This is a genomic window from Sphingomonas endophytica (assembly GCF_001476895.1).
Taxonomy (GTDB): domain Bacteria; phylum Pseudomonadota; class Alphaproteobacteria; order Sphingomonadales; family Sphingomonadaceae; genus Sphingomonas; species Sphingomonas endophytica_A.
The window spans coordinates 55,052-70,148 of sequence record NZ_LDTB01000010.1 but is presented as its reverse complement, the minus strand read 5'-3'; the positions used below and the strand labels follow the sequence as shown (position 1 = coordinate 70,148).

The window sequence follows — 15,097 nt, the reverse complement described above, 5'->3', positions numbered from 1 at the left end:
CGCCGGGGTCCAGCTGGGAAAGCTGTCGTTGTGACGCGTCGCGCTTCGCCACATCAGTCTCCCAACTGGACCCCGGCGTCCGCCGGGGTGGTCGTGTTTGGGGTTGGTGACTAAGATGACGAACGAACCGGGGAGCCACCACATGCCAGCAGCGATCGAACGCGTCGTCATCGTCGGCGGCGGGACCGCGGGATGGATGGCGGCGGCGCTGATCGCGCGGGTGCTGGGCGATCAGGTCCGCACGACGCTGGTCGAATCCGAGGAGATCGGGATCATCGGCGTCGGCGAGGCGACGATCCCGCCGATCCAGCACGTCAACGCGACATTGGGCATCGACGAGGCGGAGTTCCTGCGCGAGACCAGGGCGACGATCAAGCTGGCGATCCGCTTCGAGAACTGGGGCGCGATCGGCGACTCCTATTACCACACGTTCGGCGCGGCGGGACGCAACATCGCCTTCTGCCCGTTCCATCACTTCTGGCATCGTGCGCAGGACCGCGATTACTGGGACTATGACCTGAACGCGCTGTGCGCGCGCGACGGCAAGTTCGCGAAGCTGCGCAGCGACGATCCCACCTTTGCGCTGCCCTACGCGTATCATTTCGACAGCTCGCTCTACGGCCGGTTCCTGCGCCGCTACAGCGAGGCGCGGGGCGTCACCCGCGTCGAGGGGATGGTCAGTGCCGTCGAGCGCCACAGCGAGCGCGGCGACATCACGGCACTGGTCCTGCGCGACGGACGGCGGGTCGCGGGCGACCTGTTCATTGACTGCTCGGGCGCGCGCGGATTGCTGATCCAGCAGCAGCTGAACGTCGGTTTCGAGGATTGGGGGCACTGGCTGCCCTGCGATCGCGCGATGGCGGTGCCGTCCGAACGCTTCGCGCAGACCGCACCCTACACGCGTTCGATCGCGCACGGCGCGGGGTGGCAATGGCGCATTCCGCTCCAGCATCGCAACGGCAACGGGCTGGTCTACAGCAGCCGCCATCTGAGCGACGAGGCGGCGGCGACGCTGCTGCTCGGCAACCTCGACGGGCGCGCGCTGGATGAACCGCGCATCATCCCGTTCCGTACCGGGCGCGCGCGGCGGCAATGGGATCGCAACGTCGTCGCGGTCGGGCTGTCGAGCGGGTTTCTGGAGCCGCTGGAATCGACCAGCATCTATCTGATCCAGTCGGCGATCGTCCGCCTGCTCCACCTGTTCCCGCAGGGCGGTATCGCGCCGGCGCTGGTGCGCGAGTACAATCGCCAGTCGCAGCTGGAGTATGAGACGGTCCGCGACTTCATCATCCTGCACTATCACGCCACGCGTCGCGACGATTCCGCCTTCTGGCGCGATCTGCGCGCGATGCCGGTGCCCGACCGGCTGGCCGCCAAGCTGGAGCTGTTCCGCGCGAGCGGGGTGCTGAACCAGGATCCGCTCGACATCTTCATGGAGCCGTCGTGGGTGCAGGTGCTGCTGGGGCAGGGGGTGGTGCCCGCCGCGCATCATCCGCTGGCCGATGGCGTCGGCGCCGACGAACTGGCCGCGCAGCTGCGCGATCTGGCGGCGGCGAAGCGTGCGCCGGTCGAACAGATGCCGCTCCACGACGACTTCCTGCGCGCGTGCGGCGGGATGGCGGCGTGACGCCACCGCGCGTCGTCATTCTGGGGGGCGGCAGCGCGGGGTGGATCACCGCGCATCTGATGCGCCACGCGTGGCCCGATGCGGCGATCACGCTGGTCGAGGCGCCCGACATCGCGACGATCGGCGTCGGAGAGGGCTCCACCCCGACGCTCAAGCGCTTCTTCGAGGTGATCGGCATCGCCGAGGCGGAGTGGATGCCGCGCTGCCACGCGACCTACAAGGCGGGGATCCGTTTCGACGGGTGGAGTCCGGCCGCGCCATGGCCGTCGTACCGCCATCCGTTCATCACGCAGGTCGACGTGCACACGCGCGAGGCGTTCGTCCTCAACTGCCGGAACCGGCGGTTGGGGCATGACGTGCCGGTCCACCCCGACGCCTTCCTGCTGGGCGCGAGGCTGTCGGCGGAGGGCAAGGCGCCGATCGCCCCGCCGCATTTCCCGTTCCGTATGGAATATGGCTATCACTTCGATGCCGCGCTACTGGGCGCGTTCCTGCGCGACGTCGCGGTGGCGCGCGGCGTCGTGCACCGTGCGGCACGCGTCGAGCAGGTCACGCGGCACGCGAATGGCGATGTCGCCGCCCTCGTCACCGACGCGGGCGAGGCGATCGCGGCCGAGCTGTTCGTCGATTGCAGCGGCTTTGCCGGGCGGCTGATCGAACAGGTGCTGGACGTGCCGTTCCACGGTTTCGGCGACCATCTGTTCAACGACGCCGCGGTGGTCGCGCCGACGCCGCCGGTCGCGGCGCCCGCGACCGAGACGGTGGCGACCGCGCTGTCGAACGGCTGGTGCTGGTCGATCCCGCTCCAGCACCGGGTCGGCAACGGCTATGTCTATGCCAGCGCCTTCCAGTCGGCCGAGGCCGCCGAAACCGAGCTGCGCGCGCGGCTGGGCCTGGTCGATGCGGATGAGGTGCGCCACCTGCGCTTCCGCGTCGGGCGGCGGGCGCGGCATTGGGAGCGCAATGTCGTCGCGGTCGGGCTGTCGCAGGGATTCATCGAGCCGCTGGAGGCGACCGCGCTGCATCTGGTGCTGAACACGGTCGAGCAGTTCATCGGCCATTACGCGCGGGGCAAGGGCACCGCGAAAGACAGGGGCGCCTTCAACGAGACGATCAATGCCCGGATCGAGGGGGTCCGCGACTATATCGTCGCGCACTACAAGCTGACCACGCGCACCGACAGCGATTACTGGCGTGCCAATGCCGCTAACGTCGCGCTGCCCGACCCGTTGCTCGACATCCTCGACACCTGGTTCCGGCGTGGCGATCTGGCGGAGGCGTTGCGGCGGCAGGGGAATGCGTCGCACTTCGGCGAGCTGTCATGGCACTGCCTGCTCGCCGGCTATGGCGCTTTCCCGCCGGTCAGCGAGGCGCCGCGCGACGACGTGGATTTCCATGCGCAACGGGACGTCGCTGCGTTCCTGGCCGGCTGCGCGCTCAATTATCCTGCGCAACGCGAGGTACTGGCGGCTCAGAGCGCGCGCCCGGCCTGAAGGCGCTCCAGCTCGACCGGATCGTGGGTGCAGGTGACCGTCACCGCGTCGCGCCGGTCGACCGACAGCCGTCGCAGCCGTTGCTGGTTGTCGATCCGCGCGGTGGCATCGACCTCCATCAGCCGCTGATAGGCGCGCAGCCCCGGCGTGCAGCGTCGCCGCGCGCCGCGCATCTCGCCACGGTAGAAATAGGCATCGCCGGCATGGAGCAGCCAGCGGCCGTCCCCCTTGCGGATCGCCACCCCGGCATGGCCCCAGGTATGGCCGGGCAGCGGTACCATCAGGATTTCGGGCGGCAGTCCGACCAGATCGCGCACCGCGTCGAAACCGAACCAGCGTTCCCCCTGCGCGCCATAACCCTGCCAGCGCCGGACCCCGTCTAGCTGCGCGGGCCGCCAGCGGTTGCGCGCGACCACGCCGGCGCGCGGTCCGGTCGCATCGTCATATTCGCGCTGCATCACGTGCACCGCGGCATCGGGAAAATCCTCCAGCCCGCCGGCATGGTCGAAATCGAGGTGGGTCGCGATGATGTGCCGCACGTCGCGGGCCCGGTAGCCCAGCGCCTCGACCTGCCGGATCGCGGTATCGCGCTCGTGCAGGCGGATGTTGAGCATCATTCGCCATGGCACACTGATGCGCGGATCGGGGCGCGCGTGCGGATGCGCCACGTCGCGCAGACCATAGCCGGTGTCGACCAGCACCAGCCCGTGCGCATCGGTTTCGATCAGCAGGCAGTGGCAGACGATCCGGCCCAGCGGTCCCACGCTTCGCCCGTCGAAAAAGGCGCCGCCAAGGGGACAGTCGGTTCCGCAGTTCAGGTGATGGATACGCATGGCCTACCTCCGTTCTCCGGTGTAGCCATCGATCTAAGTTTCTGTAACTACGTTGATTAGTGATCCGAAACCAGCGCGCCGACCTGCTCGCGGGTGACAATGTCGTCCAGCACGTCATCCAGGCTGACCTGCTGCAGCGCCTGCTCCAGCGCGTTACCGACCGGCGCGAGCACCCGTTCGAGCGTTGTCGTCATGTGACGATCGATGCGATTCGCCGCCGCGCCGGCCCGGGCGCGGGGGAAGGGAAACAGGTCGCGATCCTCCACCGCGCGAAAAACGTCGAGCAAGGTAATCGCCCGAGGTTCGCGCGCCAGCAATGCGCCGCCGCGATGACCCAGTTGCGACGTCGTCAGCCCCGCCGCCGCGAGCCGAGAGAAAATAGCGCGTACAAACGCGGGGTTGGTGTTCACGCTGCTGGCGATATCGTCCGATCGCAATGGTGCGCCGCCCTTGTTCGCGACCAGCGCCAGCATGTGCAGCGACAGGACGAAGCGGGTACTGGTCGGCACGATACGGTTCCCAGTTAATGTTCATTTCACACTTACACAATACAACGTGCATTGTACGGGGAAGGATGCAGGCCGGGCAATAAATTTCCCTTCCGATTAGGATGTTTAGCAAGGGAATCTGTAGCCCGTCCCCGCAAGATGGGTTGTGAGTGGCGCGTTCAAACGCTTCGTGATGCGACCTTGGGCGCGACCGCGTCGAAGGGCATCCTCTGATTGGGGTAGTCAAAGAGATGTCGATCACCACGGTGGTCGCGGCAGGTGAGACATGCCTGCCGACGATCGGGGTTCTTGCCGACGAACTGTCGCACGCCTTCGCCAGCAGCGAGGCGATCCGCCTCGACCTGTCCGACGTGACCGCGCCGGACCTGAGCCTGGTGCAGCTGGTGGCGGCGGCGCGGATCGCCGCGCGCGACGGTGGTCATGACTTCGCGCTCGCCGCGCCGGTCGATGCGCGCTTCGGCGCGCTGCTGGTGCGCGCGGGCTTCAACACCGCGTCCGCCGACGACGCACAATTCTGGTTCCATGGAGACGCCGCCCAATGACCGCATCGATCCTCACCGTTGACGACAGTGCGAGCCTGCGGATGGCCATCCGCATCGCCCTGACCGGCGCCGGCTATACCGTGACCGAGGCGGTCGACGGGACGGACGGACTGGCCAAGGCAACCTCGACGCGCTTCGACATGATCGTCACCGATCTGAACATGCCCAACATGGACGGGCTGTCGATGATCCGCGCGCTGCGTGAGCAGCCGTCGCAGGCCGGCATCCCGATCATCTTCCTCAGCACCGAATCGGACGCGGACATGAAGGCGCAGGCCAAGGCGGCGGGCGCGACCGGCTGGCTGGTGAAGCCGTTCCAGCCCGACCAGCTCATCCGCGTCGCGCAGAAGGTACTGGGCAAATGAGCGAGGATCCCACAGCCACATTCCGGGTCGAGGCGGGCGAACTGCTCGACCAGGTGGAGCAGGGATTGCTCGACCTGGGGCACCGGCTCGACGACATGGGTCTGGTCAATGCGGTCTTCCGCGGCCTGCACACGCTGAAGGGCTCGGGCGCGATGTTCGGGTTCGACGCGCTGGCGGGCTTTACCCATCATTGCGAAAGCGCCTTCGACCGCGTCCGCAAGGGGGAGGTGCCCGCCACGCCGGAGCTGGTGTCGGTGATCCTGTCGGCGGGCGACCATATGCGCGCGCTGGTCGACGGCAACCCCTCGCCCGCCGATGGCGACGCGATCCTGGCGCGGCTCGCCGACGCGGTGGAGAAGGCGCGGGGCGGCGGTGCCGCCGATGCGCCCGTACCGGCGGCGAAGGCCGGGACGCCGGGCTGGAAGCTGTTCTTCCGCCTGCCCGTCGACGCGATGGCCAATGGCACCAACCCGCTGATGCTGCTCGATGAGTTGCGCGATCTGGGCGAGTGCGAGGTCGCGGTGCGCACCGACGTGCTGCCGCCGCTCGGGCAATTGATCCCCAACGAATGCCACCTGGGCTGGGACGTGACGCTGCGCGGCGACATCGGCCGCGAGGCGATCGAGGACGTCTTCATCTTCGTCATGGACGACATGACGCTGGAGATGAGCCCGCTGGACGCCGCGCCGGCCGAGACGGCAGCGGAGGCGGCCACCGCGACGAGCGCGCCGGCCCCCGCCGCCGACACGCAGGCGGCGTCGCCGGCACCCGCGGCGGCACCGACGCCGGCCGCCGATCGCCCGGCCGCGACCGCAGCGGCCAACCAGCCGGCGGGCGAGAACGTCCGCGTTCCCGCCGAGCGACTCGACGAATTGATGGACCGCGTCGGCGAACTGGTGATCGCGCAGAGCCGCCTGTCGCAGCTGGCGGGCAACCGTCACGACCTGGTGCTGCGTTCGGTATCCGAGGATATCGAGCGGCTGGCCGGCGAATTGCGCGACACGATGATGGTGTTGCGCATGGTGCCGGTCTCGACGCTGTTCGGCCGCTTCCGTCGCCTGATCCACGATCTGGCGCGCGACACCGGCAAGGCGATTGAGCTGCGCACCGAAGGCGAGACGACCGAGGTCGACAAGACCGTCATCGAGCGGCTGTTCGATCCGCTGGTCCATATCATCCGCAACTCGTGCGATCACGGGCTGGAGAAGCCCGAGGACCGGCTGGCGGCGGGCAAGCCCGCCTCCGGGCTGGTGCGCCTCAGCGCGCATCAGGCGGGTGGCGAGGTGCTGATCACCATTACCGACGACGGGCGCGGGATCGACCGCGAGCGCGTCCGCGCCAAGGGCGAGGCCAACGGCCTGATCGAGCCGGGCGCGCAGATTTCGGACGAGGATCTGCTCGGCCTGATCTTCCATCCCGGCTTCTCGACCGCCGCGCAGGTCACGAACCTGTCCGGGCGCGGCGTCGGCATGGACGTGGTGAAGCGCACGATCGAAAGCCTGCGCGGCTCGATCAGCGTCGCCAGCACGGACGGGCAGGGATCGACGATCACGCTGCGCATCCCGCTGACGCTGGCGATCATCGACGGGCTGCTCGTGCGGGTCGGCGAAAGCCGCTACGTCATCCCGCTGTCGGCGGTCGAGGAATGCCTCGAACTGTCGCTGGAGGACGATCTCCGCTCGCGCGGGCGCAGCCTCATCACGCTGCGCGACCGGCTGGTGCCGTTCCTGCGGCTGCGCGAATTGTTTTCCACCGGCACCCGTCCCGATGCCCATCAGAAGATCGTGGTCGTCGCCACCGGGCGCGAGCGCGTCGGGCTGGTCGTCGATCAGATCATCGGCAACCATCAGACGGTCATCAAGTCGCTGTCCGCTTTCCATCGCGGCGTCAACAGCTTCTCCGGCGCGACGATCCTGGGCGACGGCAACGTCGCGCTGATCCTCGACGTCGGCCAACTGGTCGCGATGGCGCAACCCCGTGAGGAGACGCTTCGTGCCGCGAGCTAACGCCGTCAACGCCGCCGAGAGCGGCGGTCCGAACACGATCGTGTGGGATGAGCGTGGCGAGCTGGAGGTGCTGACCTTCGACATCGGCACCGAGACCTTCGCGCTCGAAGCCACGCTGGTCCGCGAAATCCTGGACCTGCTGCCCGAAACCTATGTGCCGGGTGCGCCGCCGCTGGTCAGCCATGTCGTCAACTTCCGTGGCCGCATCGTGCCCGTCGCCGACCTGCGGCTGGCGTTCGGGATGGAAGCCACCGACGTCACCGCGAACAGTCGGATCGTCGTCATCGAACTGCCGCTGGACGGTGAGCCGACCTTGCTGGGCCTGCGCACCGACCACGTCCACGAGGTCGCGACCTTCTCCGCCGCCAGCAGCGAGGAAGCGCCGATCGTCGGCGTCCGCTGGCAGCGCGAACATGTCCGCCGACTGGTCCGGTGGCGCGACGACCTGGTCGTCCTGCCCGATCTCCATGCCATCTTCGCGCCCGCGTTATCCGGCGCTTCCTCCGCCGCCCGGTCGTAACCGCGGCTCTTCCTCCATAGGATGCCCATAATGCGCGCAACCATCAAACTGAAGCTAGGTGCGACCTTCGCCGCCGTAATCATCCTGCTGATCGCCGTCGCCGGCGTCGGTATTACCAAGATGAGCACGCTGAACACCGCGATCAGCGATGTCATCACCGGTCCGGCGGCGCGGCTCGACCGCGCCGAAACCCTGAGCGAGCGCATCAGCTTCGCGCTGCGCCAGGAAAAGAACATGGCGCTGACCGACGATACGCAGCTCACGCAGGAATTCGATCGCTCGCTGATGAAGACGCGCGCAGACGCCCAGGCGCTGATCGGGGCGGGCCTCGCCGGCGCCACCGATCAGTCGCGGCCGATCTGGACGCAGATCCAGTCGACCTACAACAACTGGGTGCAGATCGACGATCAGATCCGGCAGTTGGCGCTTGCCAACAGGAATGCGGAGGCCGGCCAGCTTTCGATCACCAAATCGCGCCTGACCGCAACCCAGTTGAGCGATGCGGCGAGCCAGCTCGTCAAGATCGCCAAGGCCGACATGGATCAGGCCAACAAGGATACCGACGAACTGTACGGCAACGCCCGGTCGCTGACGATCGCGGTATCGGTCGTCGCGCTGCTGATCGCCATCGCCGGCGCGTTCTGGATCTCGCGGATCGTGTCGATCGGCCTGAAGCGGGCCAGCGACGCCATCGAAGCCGTCGCGATCGGTGATCTGGAGAATGACGTCACCGTCACCAGCAACGACGAGATCAAGGATCTGATCGAAACGGTCAACCGCATGACCGCCAACCTGCGCAAGACCGCGCAGCTGGCCGACACGATCGCCTCGGGCGATCTGACCGTCAATCACCAGCCGCTGTCGGACAAGGACATGCTGGGCCATGCGCTGGTGACGATGGTTGATCGTCTGCGCGGCGTCGTCGGCGATGCCACCCAGGCCGCGCATAATGTCGCGGCGGGCAGCCAGCAGCTGTCGAGCTCGTCGGAGCAGGTGTCGCAGGGCGCGACCGAGCAGGCGGCGGCGGCCGAGGAAGCGTCGGCGTCGATGGAGCAGATGGCGGCGAACATCAAGCAGAACGCCGACAATGCGTCGCAGACCGAGAAGATCGCGCGCCAGTCGTCGCAGTCGGCCGAGCAGAGCGGCGACGCGGTGCAGAAGGCGGTGGTCGCGATGCGGACGATCGCCGAGAAGATCGGCATCGTGCAGGAGATCGCGCGCCAGACCGACCTGCTGGCGCTGAACGCGGCGGTCGAGGCGGCACGCGCCGGCGAACATGGCCGCGGCTTTGCGGTGGTCGCCGCCGAGGTCCGCAAGCTGGCGGAGCGCAGCCAGACGGCGGCGGGCGAGATCAGCGGCATGTCGTCCGACACGGTGCAGGCGGCGCAGCAGGCCGGCGAGATGCTGACGAAGCTGGTGCCGGACATCCGCCGGACCGCCGAACTGGTGTCGGAGATCAGCGCCGCGTGCCGTGAGCAGGACATCGGCGCCAGCCAGATCAACGAGGCGATCCAGCAGCTCGACAAGGTGACGCAGCAGAACGCCGCCGCGTCCGAGCAGATCTCCTCGACGTCCGAGGAACTCGCCAGCCAGGCCGAGGAGCTTCAGGAAAGCATCGCCTACTTCCGCATCGAAAACGGTGGCCGCAAGTCGACCCCGGTGCGCAAGCCCGCGCCGTCGCGCAGCGCGGCCCCCGCGCCCGCCGCGAAGAAGGCGAAGTCCGCACCGAAGCCGAATTCGGTCGCCGACCAGCAGGCGCGGGTGCGCGGCTTCGCGCTCGACCTCACCAATGGCGGCCCGGACGGCGAGGATGCCGAATTCGGTCGCGCGGCCTGAACGAACCCGGAAAGAGCGCGGCGTGCAGGGGGTCGCGCTCTTTCCAGTCCAGTGGAGTAACTTTCATGTCCTTGTTGTCGCAGTTCAGCAAGACGTCGCGCCCCGAATGGGCGGTATCCGCCATCCGCGATCTGGCGCACCAGTTCGCCGACGGCGACCTGACGCATCGTCTCCGCACCGACAACGCCGACGGCGACGCGCGTCAGGTGATGGTCGCGGTCAACGAACTGCTCGACAGGGTGCTGTCGCCGGTCGTGCATCTCCGCGAGGCGATCGATCACATGACCGCCGAACATGATGCCGGCGACATCGATGTGGTCGTGCCCGTCACCGTGTTCCGCGGCGAGCTGGCGCAGCTCGCGACGCGCGTCAACACGCTGGTCGGCGCGCATATCGCGGTCAAGAAGCAGGCGATGGCGTGCGTCCGCCGCTTCGGCGAGGGCGATTTCGAGGCGCCGCTGGACCGGCTGCCCGGCAAGAAGGCGTTCATCAACGACACGATCGAGACGCTGCGCGGCAATCTGAAGGGGCTGATCGCCGAGATGCGACAGATGTCGAGCGAGCACGATCGCGGAGAGATCGACGCCTTCGTGCCGGCGGCGCGCTTCAACGGCGATTTCGCGACGATGGCGCAGGGCATCAACGACATGGTCGCCGGCCATATCGCGGTGAAGAAGAAGGCGATGGCCTGCATCAAGCAGTTCGGCGAGGGGAATTTCGACGCCGCGCTGGAGAGCTTCCCCGGCAAGAAGGCGTTCATCAACGACACGATCGAGGAGTTGCGCGGGAACCTGCGCGAGATCATCGGCGAGATCCAGCGCCTGATCGTCGCCTCGACGCAGGGGCGGCTGAGCGAGCGGGGCGACGCGACGCGCTTCCCCGGCGATTTCGGCGCGCTGGTCGGCGGCATCAACGGGATGCTCGATGCCATCCTGCTGCCGATCGCGGAAGGCAATCGCGTCCTGGCGCAGGTCAGCGATGGCGACCTGACGCAGCGCGTCGATATCACCTGCGAGGGCGATCATGAGCGGATGAAGAAGGCGATCAACGGGCTGGTCGACAATCTGTCGAAGTTCGCCGGCGAGGTCGCGACCGCGTCCGCGCAGGTCGCCAGCGGCAGCCAGCAACTGTCGAGCACCGCCGATCAGATGTCGCAGGGCGCGACCGAGCAGGCGGCGGCGGCCGAGGAAGCGTCGGCGTCGATGGAGCAGATGGCGGCGAACATCAAGCAGAACGCCGACAATGCGTCGCAGACCGAGAAGATCGCGCGCCAGTCGTCGCAGGCGGCCGAGCAGAGCGGCGACGCGGTGCAGAAGGCGGTGGTCGCGATGCGGACGATCGCCGAGAAGATCGGCATCGTGCAGGAGATCGCGCGCCAGACCGACCTGCTGGCGCTGAACGCGGCGGTCGAGGCGGCACGCGCCGGCGAACATGGTCGCGGCTTCGCGGTGGTCGCCGCCGAGGTCCGCAAGCTGGCGGAGCGCAGCCAGACCGCGGCGGGCGAGATCAGCGGCATGTCCTCCGATACCGTTCAGGCCGCGCAGCAGGCCGGCGAGATGCTGACCAGGCTGGTGCCCGACATCCGCCGCACCGCCGAACTGGTGTCGGAGATCAGCGCGGCGTGCCGTGAGCAGGACATCGGCGCCAGCCAGATCAACGAGGCGATCCAGCAGCTCGACAAGGTGACGCAGCAGAACGCCGCCGCCTCCGAGCAGATCTCCTCGACGTCGGAATCGCTCGCCGGAAAGGCGGAGGAACTGGAACAGAATATCGCCTTCTTCCGCGTCGCGGAGCCGGCGCGCGCGTCGAGTGTCCGCAAGCCGGCGATTCCCGCCGCGACGCGTCACGCGGTCATGGCGGCGAAGAAGGGGCGTTCCGCGGCCCGGTCCGGCTCGATCGCCGACCAGCAATCGCGGGTACGCGGCTTCGCGCTCGATATGAACACCGGCGGTCCGGATCACGAAGACGACAACTTCAATCACGCCGCCTGACGGGGTGGGCCGGGTGCGCGAGCGTCCCGGCCGCTTCATTCATCCGGTCGCAACCGTCGTCCCGGCGAAGGCCGGGCCTGGCGCGGCTTCTGCGCCACGCCATGACCGCAACATCCCGGCCTTCGCCGGTAAGGTGCCTGTTTCCAATGAGGTAGACGCATCCCGCGTCGCGCGGTCATGTCGCGACGCGGGCTTCGTCATGTCTTGCGCGATACTTGGAGCCGGACCCGATTTTTCTTTGCGGTCAAAACCAATCTTTCACGTCTTCGCGGTTAACTGAGAATCGTAGGTACGTTTGCGGTCTTCGGCCGCTTCCATTCACCGCATCCACATCCCGGGGGGAATGACATGCGAGCAACTATCAAATTAAAGCTGGCCGGAACGTTCACGATGGTGATCCTTCTGTTGTGCCTGGTGGTCGGTCTCGGCGTGTCACGGATCAGTGCGCTGAACGACATGATCGCCGAGATCGTCAACGGCCCGGCGCAGCGTATCCAGCTGGCGCTGACCGCCGACGCCGATATCGGCCGCGCGATCCGCGCTGAAAAGAACATGATGCTGACCGAGGACGTGACCGCGATGCGGCAGCTCGACTCCCGGTTCATGGAATATGACGGCAAGATCGTCGACGGCCTCAACAAGGGGCTGAAGATCGCTACCGAGCAGGGCCGCCCGGTGTGGACGAAGGCGCTGGAGGAATGGCGCGCCTATCGGAGCATCAGCGACCGTGCGCGCTCGCTGGCCATGCAGAACCGCAACGCCGAGGCCGGACAGATATCGGCGACCGAAGGCCGTGAGATCGCGACCAGGATCAGCGACACGCTGGCCAAGCTGGCCGCCATCACCCAGGGGCAGATGGTCAAGGCGAACGCGGAAGCCGCCGCGCTGTACGCCTCGGCGCGCACGACGATGCTGACCGCCGCGGTCGTCGCACTGCTGATCGCCGCCGCGGGTGCGTTCTGGATCGCGCTGCTGGTGTCGAAGGGGCTGGGCACGATCGCCACGGCCGTCGACGCGATCGCGGAGGGCGACCTGACGCGCGATATCTCGGTGTCCAGCAACGACGAGATCAAGGACCTGGTCGATACCGTCAACGTCATGACCAGCCGCCTGCGCGACACGATCGGGCAGGCCACCCAGGCGGCGCAGAACGTGGCGGCGGGCAGCCAGCAGCTGTCGAGCTCGTCGGAGCAGGTGTCGCAGGGCGCGACCGAGCAGGCGGCGGCGGCCGAGGAAGCGTCGGCGTCGATGGAGCAGATGGCGGCGAACATCAAGCAGAACGCCGACAATGCGTCGCAGACCGAGAAGATCGCGCGCCAGTCGTCGCAGTCGGCCGAGCAGAGCGGCGACGCGGTGCAGAAGGCGGTGGTCGCGATGCGCACGATCGCCGAAAAGATCGGCATCGTGCAGGAGATCGCGCGCCAGACCGACCTGCTGGCGCTGAACGCGGCGGTCGAGGCGGCACGCGCCGGCGAACATGGTCGCGGCTTCGCGGTGGTCGCCGCCGAGGTCCGCAAGCTGGCCGAGCGCAGCCAGACGGCGGCGGGCGAGATCAGCGGCATGTCCTCCGATACCGTCCAGGCCGCGCAGCAGGCCGGCGAGATGCTGACGAAGCTGGTGCCGGACATCCGCCGGACCGCCGAACTGGTGTCGGAGATCAGCGCGGCGTGCCGTGAACAGGACATCGGCGCCAGCCAGATCAACGAGGCGATCCAGCAGCTCGACAAGGTGACGCAGCAGAACGCCGCCGCCTCCGAGCAGATCTCCTCGACCTCCGAGGAACTCGCCAGCCAGGCCGAGGAGCTTCAGGAAAGCATCGCCTACTTCCGCATCGAGAACGGTGGCCGCAAGTCGACCCCGGTGCGCAAGCCCGCTCCGTCGCGCGGCGCGGCTCCGACAAAGAAGGCACGACCGGCCGCGCCGCGCGCTGGCAGCGTTGCCGATCAACAGGCTCGGGTGCGTGGCTTCGCCCTCGATCTGACCAATGGTGGCCCTGACGGCGAAGACGCCGAGTTTGGACGTGCAGCATGATCGCGATCGGACAAGACCTGCAGGTGGTCGTTTTTGGACTGGGTGAGGAGGAATTCGCGCTCCCGGTCGGTGAAGTACGCGAAATCCTCGATCATCGGCCGGCGTTCCGGATGCCCGACGCGCCCCGCTGGCTGCTCGGCCTGACCGACGTGCGCGGCACGTCGGTGCCGATGGTGGACCTGCGTGCGCGGCTGGGCCTGGAAGGGGCCGATACCACGCTGTCGACCCGCGTGCTGGTCGTCGAGGTGCCGATCGATGGCGGTGAGCCGCTGGTGCTGGGGCTGGTCGTCGACCGTGTGCTCGACGTCAGCAGCTTCGGCGCCGACGCGATCGAGGCGTCGCCGGACATCGGCGGACGCTGGCGCTCGGAACATCTCCACGCGATCCTGCGGCGCGGCAGCGGCTTCATCGCGCTGCTCGACCTGCGGCGTATCTTCGCCGATGGCGAGGCGATGCTGATCGGGCGCATGCCACCGGCCGCTGCCGCGTGAGCGCGCCGGCCCGCGCCCCGGGTGGCGAGGATGTGCTCGCACGCCGCGATTTCGATCGTATCGCACGCTACATCTACGACGAGGCGGGCATCCGCCTGCCGCCGGCGAAGATGACGATGATCGAGGGCCGGCTGCGGCGGCGCGTGCGCGCGACCCGGCGCGCCAGCCTCAACGATTATTGCGCATGGCTGTTCGACGCGAACCACCTGGTGGACGAGAAGGAGCATCTGCTCAACGCGGTCACGACCAACAAGACCGACTTCTTCCGGGAGCCGAAGCACTTCGACTATCTCGAGGACACGGCGCTGCCGATGCTGCGGGATGAAGGGTACAAGCGGCTGCGGGTGTGGAGCGCCGCCTGTTCGACCGGCGCGGAGCCCTATACGCTGGCGATGGTGCTCGACAATTTCGCGCGCGAGCGCGGGGGCCCGGATTTCGGTATCCTGGCGACCGACCTGGATACCGAGGTGCTGGCGACCGCGCGGCGCGGCGTCTATGCGTCGGCGATGGTGGAGCCGGTGCCGGCGAAGCTGCGCAGCCGCTACGTCCTGCGATCGCGCGACCGCCAGCGCGACGATGTGCGGATCGTACCCGAATTGCGCAGCGCCGTCGGCTTCGCGCGGATGAACCTGATGGACGAAAGCTATCCGGTCGGCGATCCGATGGACATCATCTTCTGCCGTAACGTGCTGATCTATTTCGACAAGCCGACGCAGCAGGCGGTCGTGCGGCGGCTGGCGAACTGTCTGCGCCCCGGTGGCCTGATGTTCCTGGGACATTCGGAATCGATCGCCGGATTCGACCTTCCCCTCACGGCGGTGGCGAACACCGTCTTCAAGCGGACGTGACCCCT

13 protein-coding genes are annotated in these 15,097 nt (G+C 67.8%); 11 read left to right on the top strand and 2 right to left on the bottom strand.

All coding sequences use genetic code 11. The annotated features are described in order from the left end of the window. Positions 1–142 precede the first annotated feature (142 nt). Together NS334_RS04475 and NS334_RS04470 are read left to right on the top strand one after the other, a co-directional pair. Positions 143–1,627 carry a tryptophan halogenase family protein gene (locus tag NS334_RS04475; protein WP_058754781.1) on the top strand — a complete coding sequence of 495 codons (1,485 nt, stop codon included), beginning with the start codon at positions 143–145 and terminating at the stop codon, positions 1,625–1,627. Beyond that, positions 1,624–3,120: a tryptophan halogenase family protein gene (locus tag NS334_RS04470; protein WP_058754899.1), complete on the top strand. Its 1,497-nt coding sequence runs from the start codon at positions 1,624–1,626 to the stop codon at positions 3,118–3,120. Before NS334_RS04475 ends, NS334_RS04470 begins: the two co-directional genes overlap by 4 nt. Here the strand turns inward: NS334_RS04470 and NS334_RS04465 are convergent. Further along, positions 3,099–3,953, bottom strand: coding sequence for an MBL fold metallo-hydrolase (locus NS334_RS04465; protein ID WP_058754780.1), 855 nt, complete (start codon positions 3,951–3,953; stop codon positions 3,099–3,101). The two genes, NS334_RS04470 and NS334_RS04465, sit on opposite strands and share 22 nt — an antisense overlap. Before the next feature lie 56 nt (positions 3,954–4,009). After that, a complete protein-coding gene (locus tag NS334_RS04460) occupies positions 4,010–4,462 on the bottom strand; it encodes an Rrf2 family transcriptional regulator (protein ID WP_058754779.1) in 453 nt (150 codons plus the stop codon). A gap of 230 nt (positions 4,463–4,692) precedes the next feature. Between NS334_RS04460 and NS334_RS04455 the strand changes: the two genes are divergently transcribed. From NS334_RS04455 to NS334_RS04415, 9 genes are all read left to right on the top strand, one after another. Beyond that, positions 4,693–5,004 carry an STAS domain-containing protein gene (locus NS334_RS04455; protein WP_058754778.1) on the top strand — a complete coding sequence of 104 codons (312 nt, stop codon included), beginning with the start codon at positions 4,693–4,695 and terminating at the stop codon, positions 5,002–5,004. After that, a complete protein-coding gene (locus NS334_RS04450; protein WP_058754777.1) occupies positions 5,001–5,369 on the top strand; it encodes a response regulator in 369 nt (122 codons plus the stop codon). The genes NS334_RS04455 and NS334_RS04450 overlap by 4 nt, the downstream gene beginning before the upstream one ends. Further along, the gene (locus tag NS334_RS04445) at positions 5,366–7,375 is read left to right on the top strand and encodes a chemotaxis protein CheA (protein WP_058754776.1); all 2,010 of its coding nucleotides are present in this window, start codon (positions 5,366–5,368) and stop codon (positions 7,373–7,375) included. Before NS334_RS04450 ends, NS334_RS04445 begins: the two co-directional genes overlap by 4 nt. Beyond that, a complete protein-coding gene (locus tag NS334_RS04440; protein WP_428835035.1) occupies positions 7,362–7,895 on the top strand; it encodes a chemotaxis protein CheW in 534 nt (177 codons plus the stop codon). The genes NS334_RS04445 and NS334_RS04440 overlap by 14 nt, the downstream gene beginning before the upstream one ends. Positions 7,896–7,925: 30 nt before the next feature. After that, the gene (locus NS334_RS04435) at positions 7,926–9,731 is read left to right on the top strand and encodes a methyl-accepting chemotaxis protein (protein WP_058754775.1); all 1,806 of its coding nucleotides are present in this window, start codon (positions 7,926–7,928) and stop codon (positions 9,729–9,731) included. 65 nt (positions 9,732–9,796) lie between these two features. After that, positions 9,797–11,722, top strand: a complete 1,926-nt coding sequence (locus NS334_RS04430) for a methyl-accepting chemotaxis protein (RefSeq protein ID WP_058754774.1) — start codon at positions 9,797–9,799, stop codon at positions 11,720–11,722. 348 nt (positions 11,723–12,070) lie between these two features. Further along, positions 12,071–13,753, top strand: a complete 1,683-nt coding sequence (locus tag NS334_RS04425) for a methyl-accepting chemotaxis protein (protein ID WP_058754773.1) — start codon at positions 12,071–12,073, stop codon at positions 13,751–13,753. Further along, entirely contained in the window at positions 13,750–14,244 is a 495-nt protein-coding gene (locus tag NS334_RS04420; protein WP_058754772.1) for a chemotaxis protein CheW, read from the top strand. Before NS334_RS04425 ends, NS334_RS04420 begins: the two co-directional genes overlap by 4 nt. Continuing rightward, on the top strand, positions 14,241–15,092 hold the full coding sequence (locus tag NS334_RS04415; protein ID WP_058754771.1) for a CheR family methyltransferase: 852 nt from the start codon (positions 14,241–14,243) through the stop codon (positions 15,090–15,092). The genes NS334_RS04420 and NS334_RS04415 overlap by 4 nt, the downstream gene beginning before the upstream one ends. Positions 15,093–15,097 lie beyond the last annotated feature (5 nt).

Excerpts from the sequence above, each read along its gene's own strand:
- NS334_RS04475 (WP_058754781.1), top strand. The coding sequence starts at position 143 with ATGCCAGCAGCGATCGAACGCGTCGTCATCGTCGGCGGCGGGACCGCG.
- NS334_RS04465 (WP_058754780.1), bottom strand. The coding sequence starts at position 3,953 with ATGCGTATCCATCACCTGAACTGCGGAACCGACTGTCCCCTTGGCGGC.
- NS334_RS04455 (WP_058754778.1), top strand. The coding sequence starts at position 4,693 with ATGTCGATCACCACGGTGGTCGCGGCAGGTGAGACATGCCTGCCGACG.
- NS334_RS04450 (WP_058754777.1), top strand. The coding sequence starts at position 5,001 with ATGACCGCATCGATCCTCACCGTTGACGACAGTGCGAGCCTGCGGATG.
- NS334_RS04445 (WP_058754776.1), top strand. The coding sequence starts at position 5,366 with ATGAGCGAGGATCCCACAGCCACATTCCGGGTCGAGGCGGGCGAACTG.
- NS334_RS04435 (WP_058754775.1), top strand. The coding sequence starts at position 7,926 with ATGCGCGCAACCATCAAACTGAAGCTAGGTGCGACCTTCGCCGCCGTA.
- NS334_RS04430 (WP_058754774.1), top strand. The coding sequence starts at position 9,797 with ATGTCCTTGTTGTCGCAGTTCAGCAAGACGTCGCGCCCCGAATGGGCG.
- NS334_RS04425 (WP_058754773.1), top strand. The coding sequence starts at position 12,071 with ATGCGAGCAACTATCAAATTAAAGCTGGCCGGAACGTTCACGATGGTG.
- NS334_RS04420 (WP_058754772.1), top strand. The coding sequence starts at position 13,750 with ATGATCGCGATCGGACAAGACCTGCAGGTGGTCGTTTTTGGACTGGGT.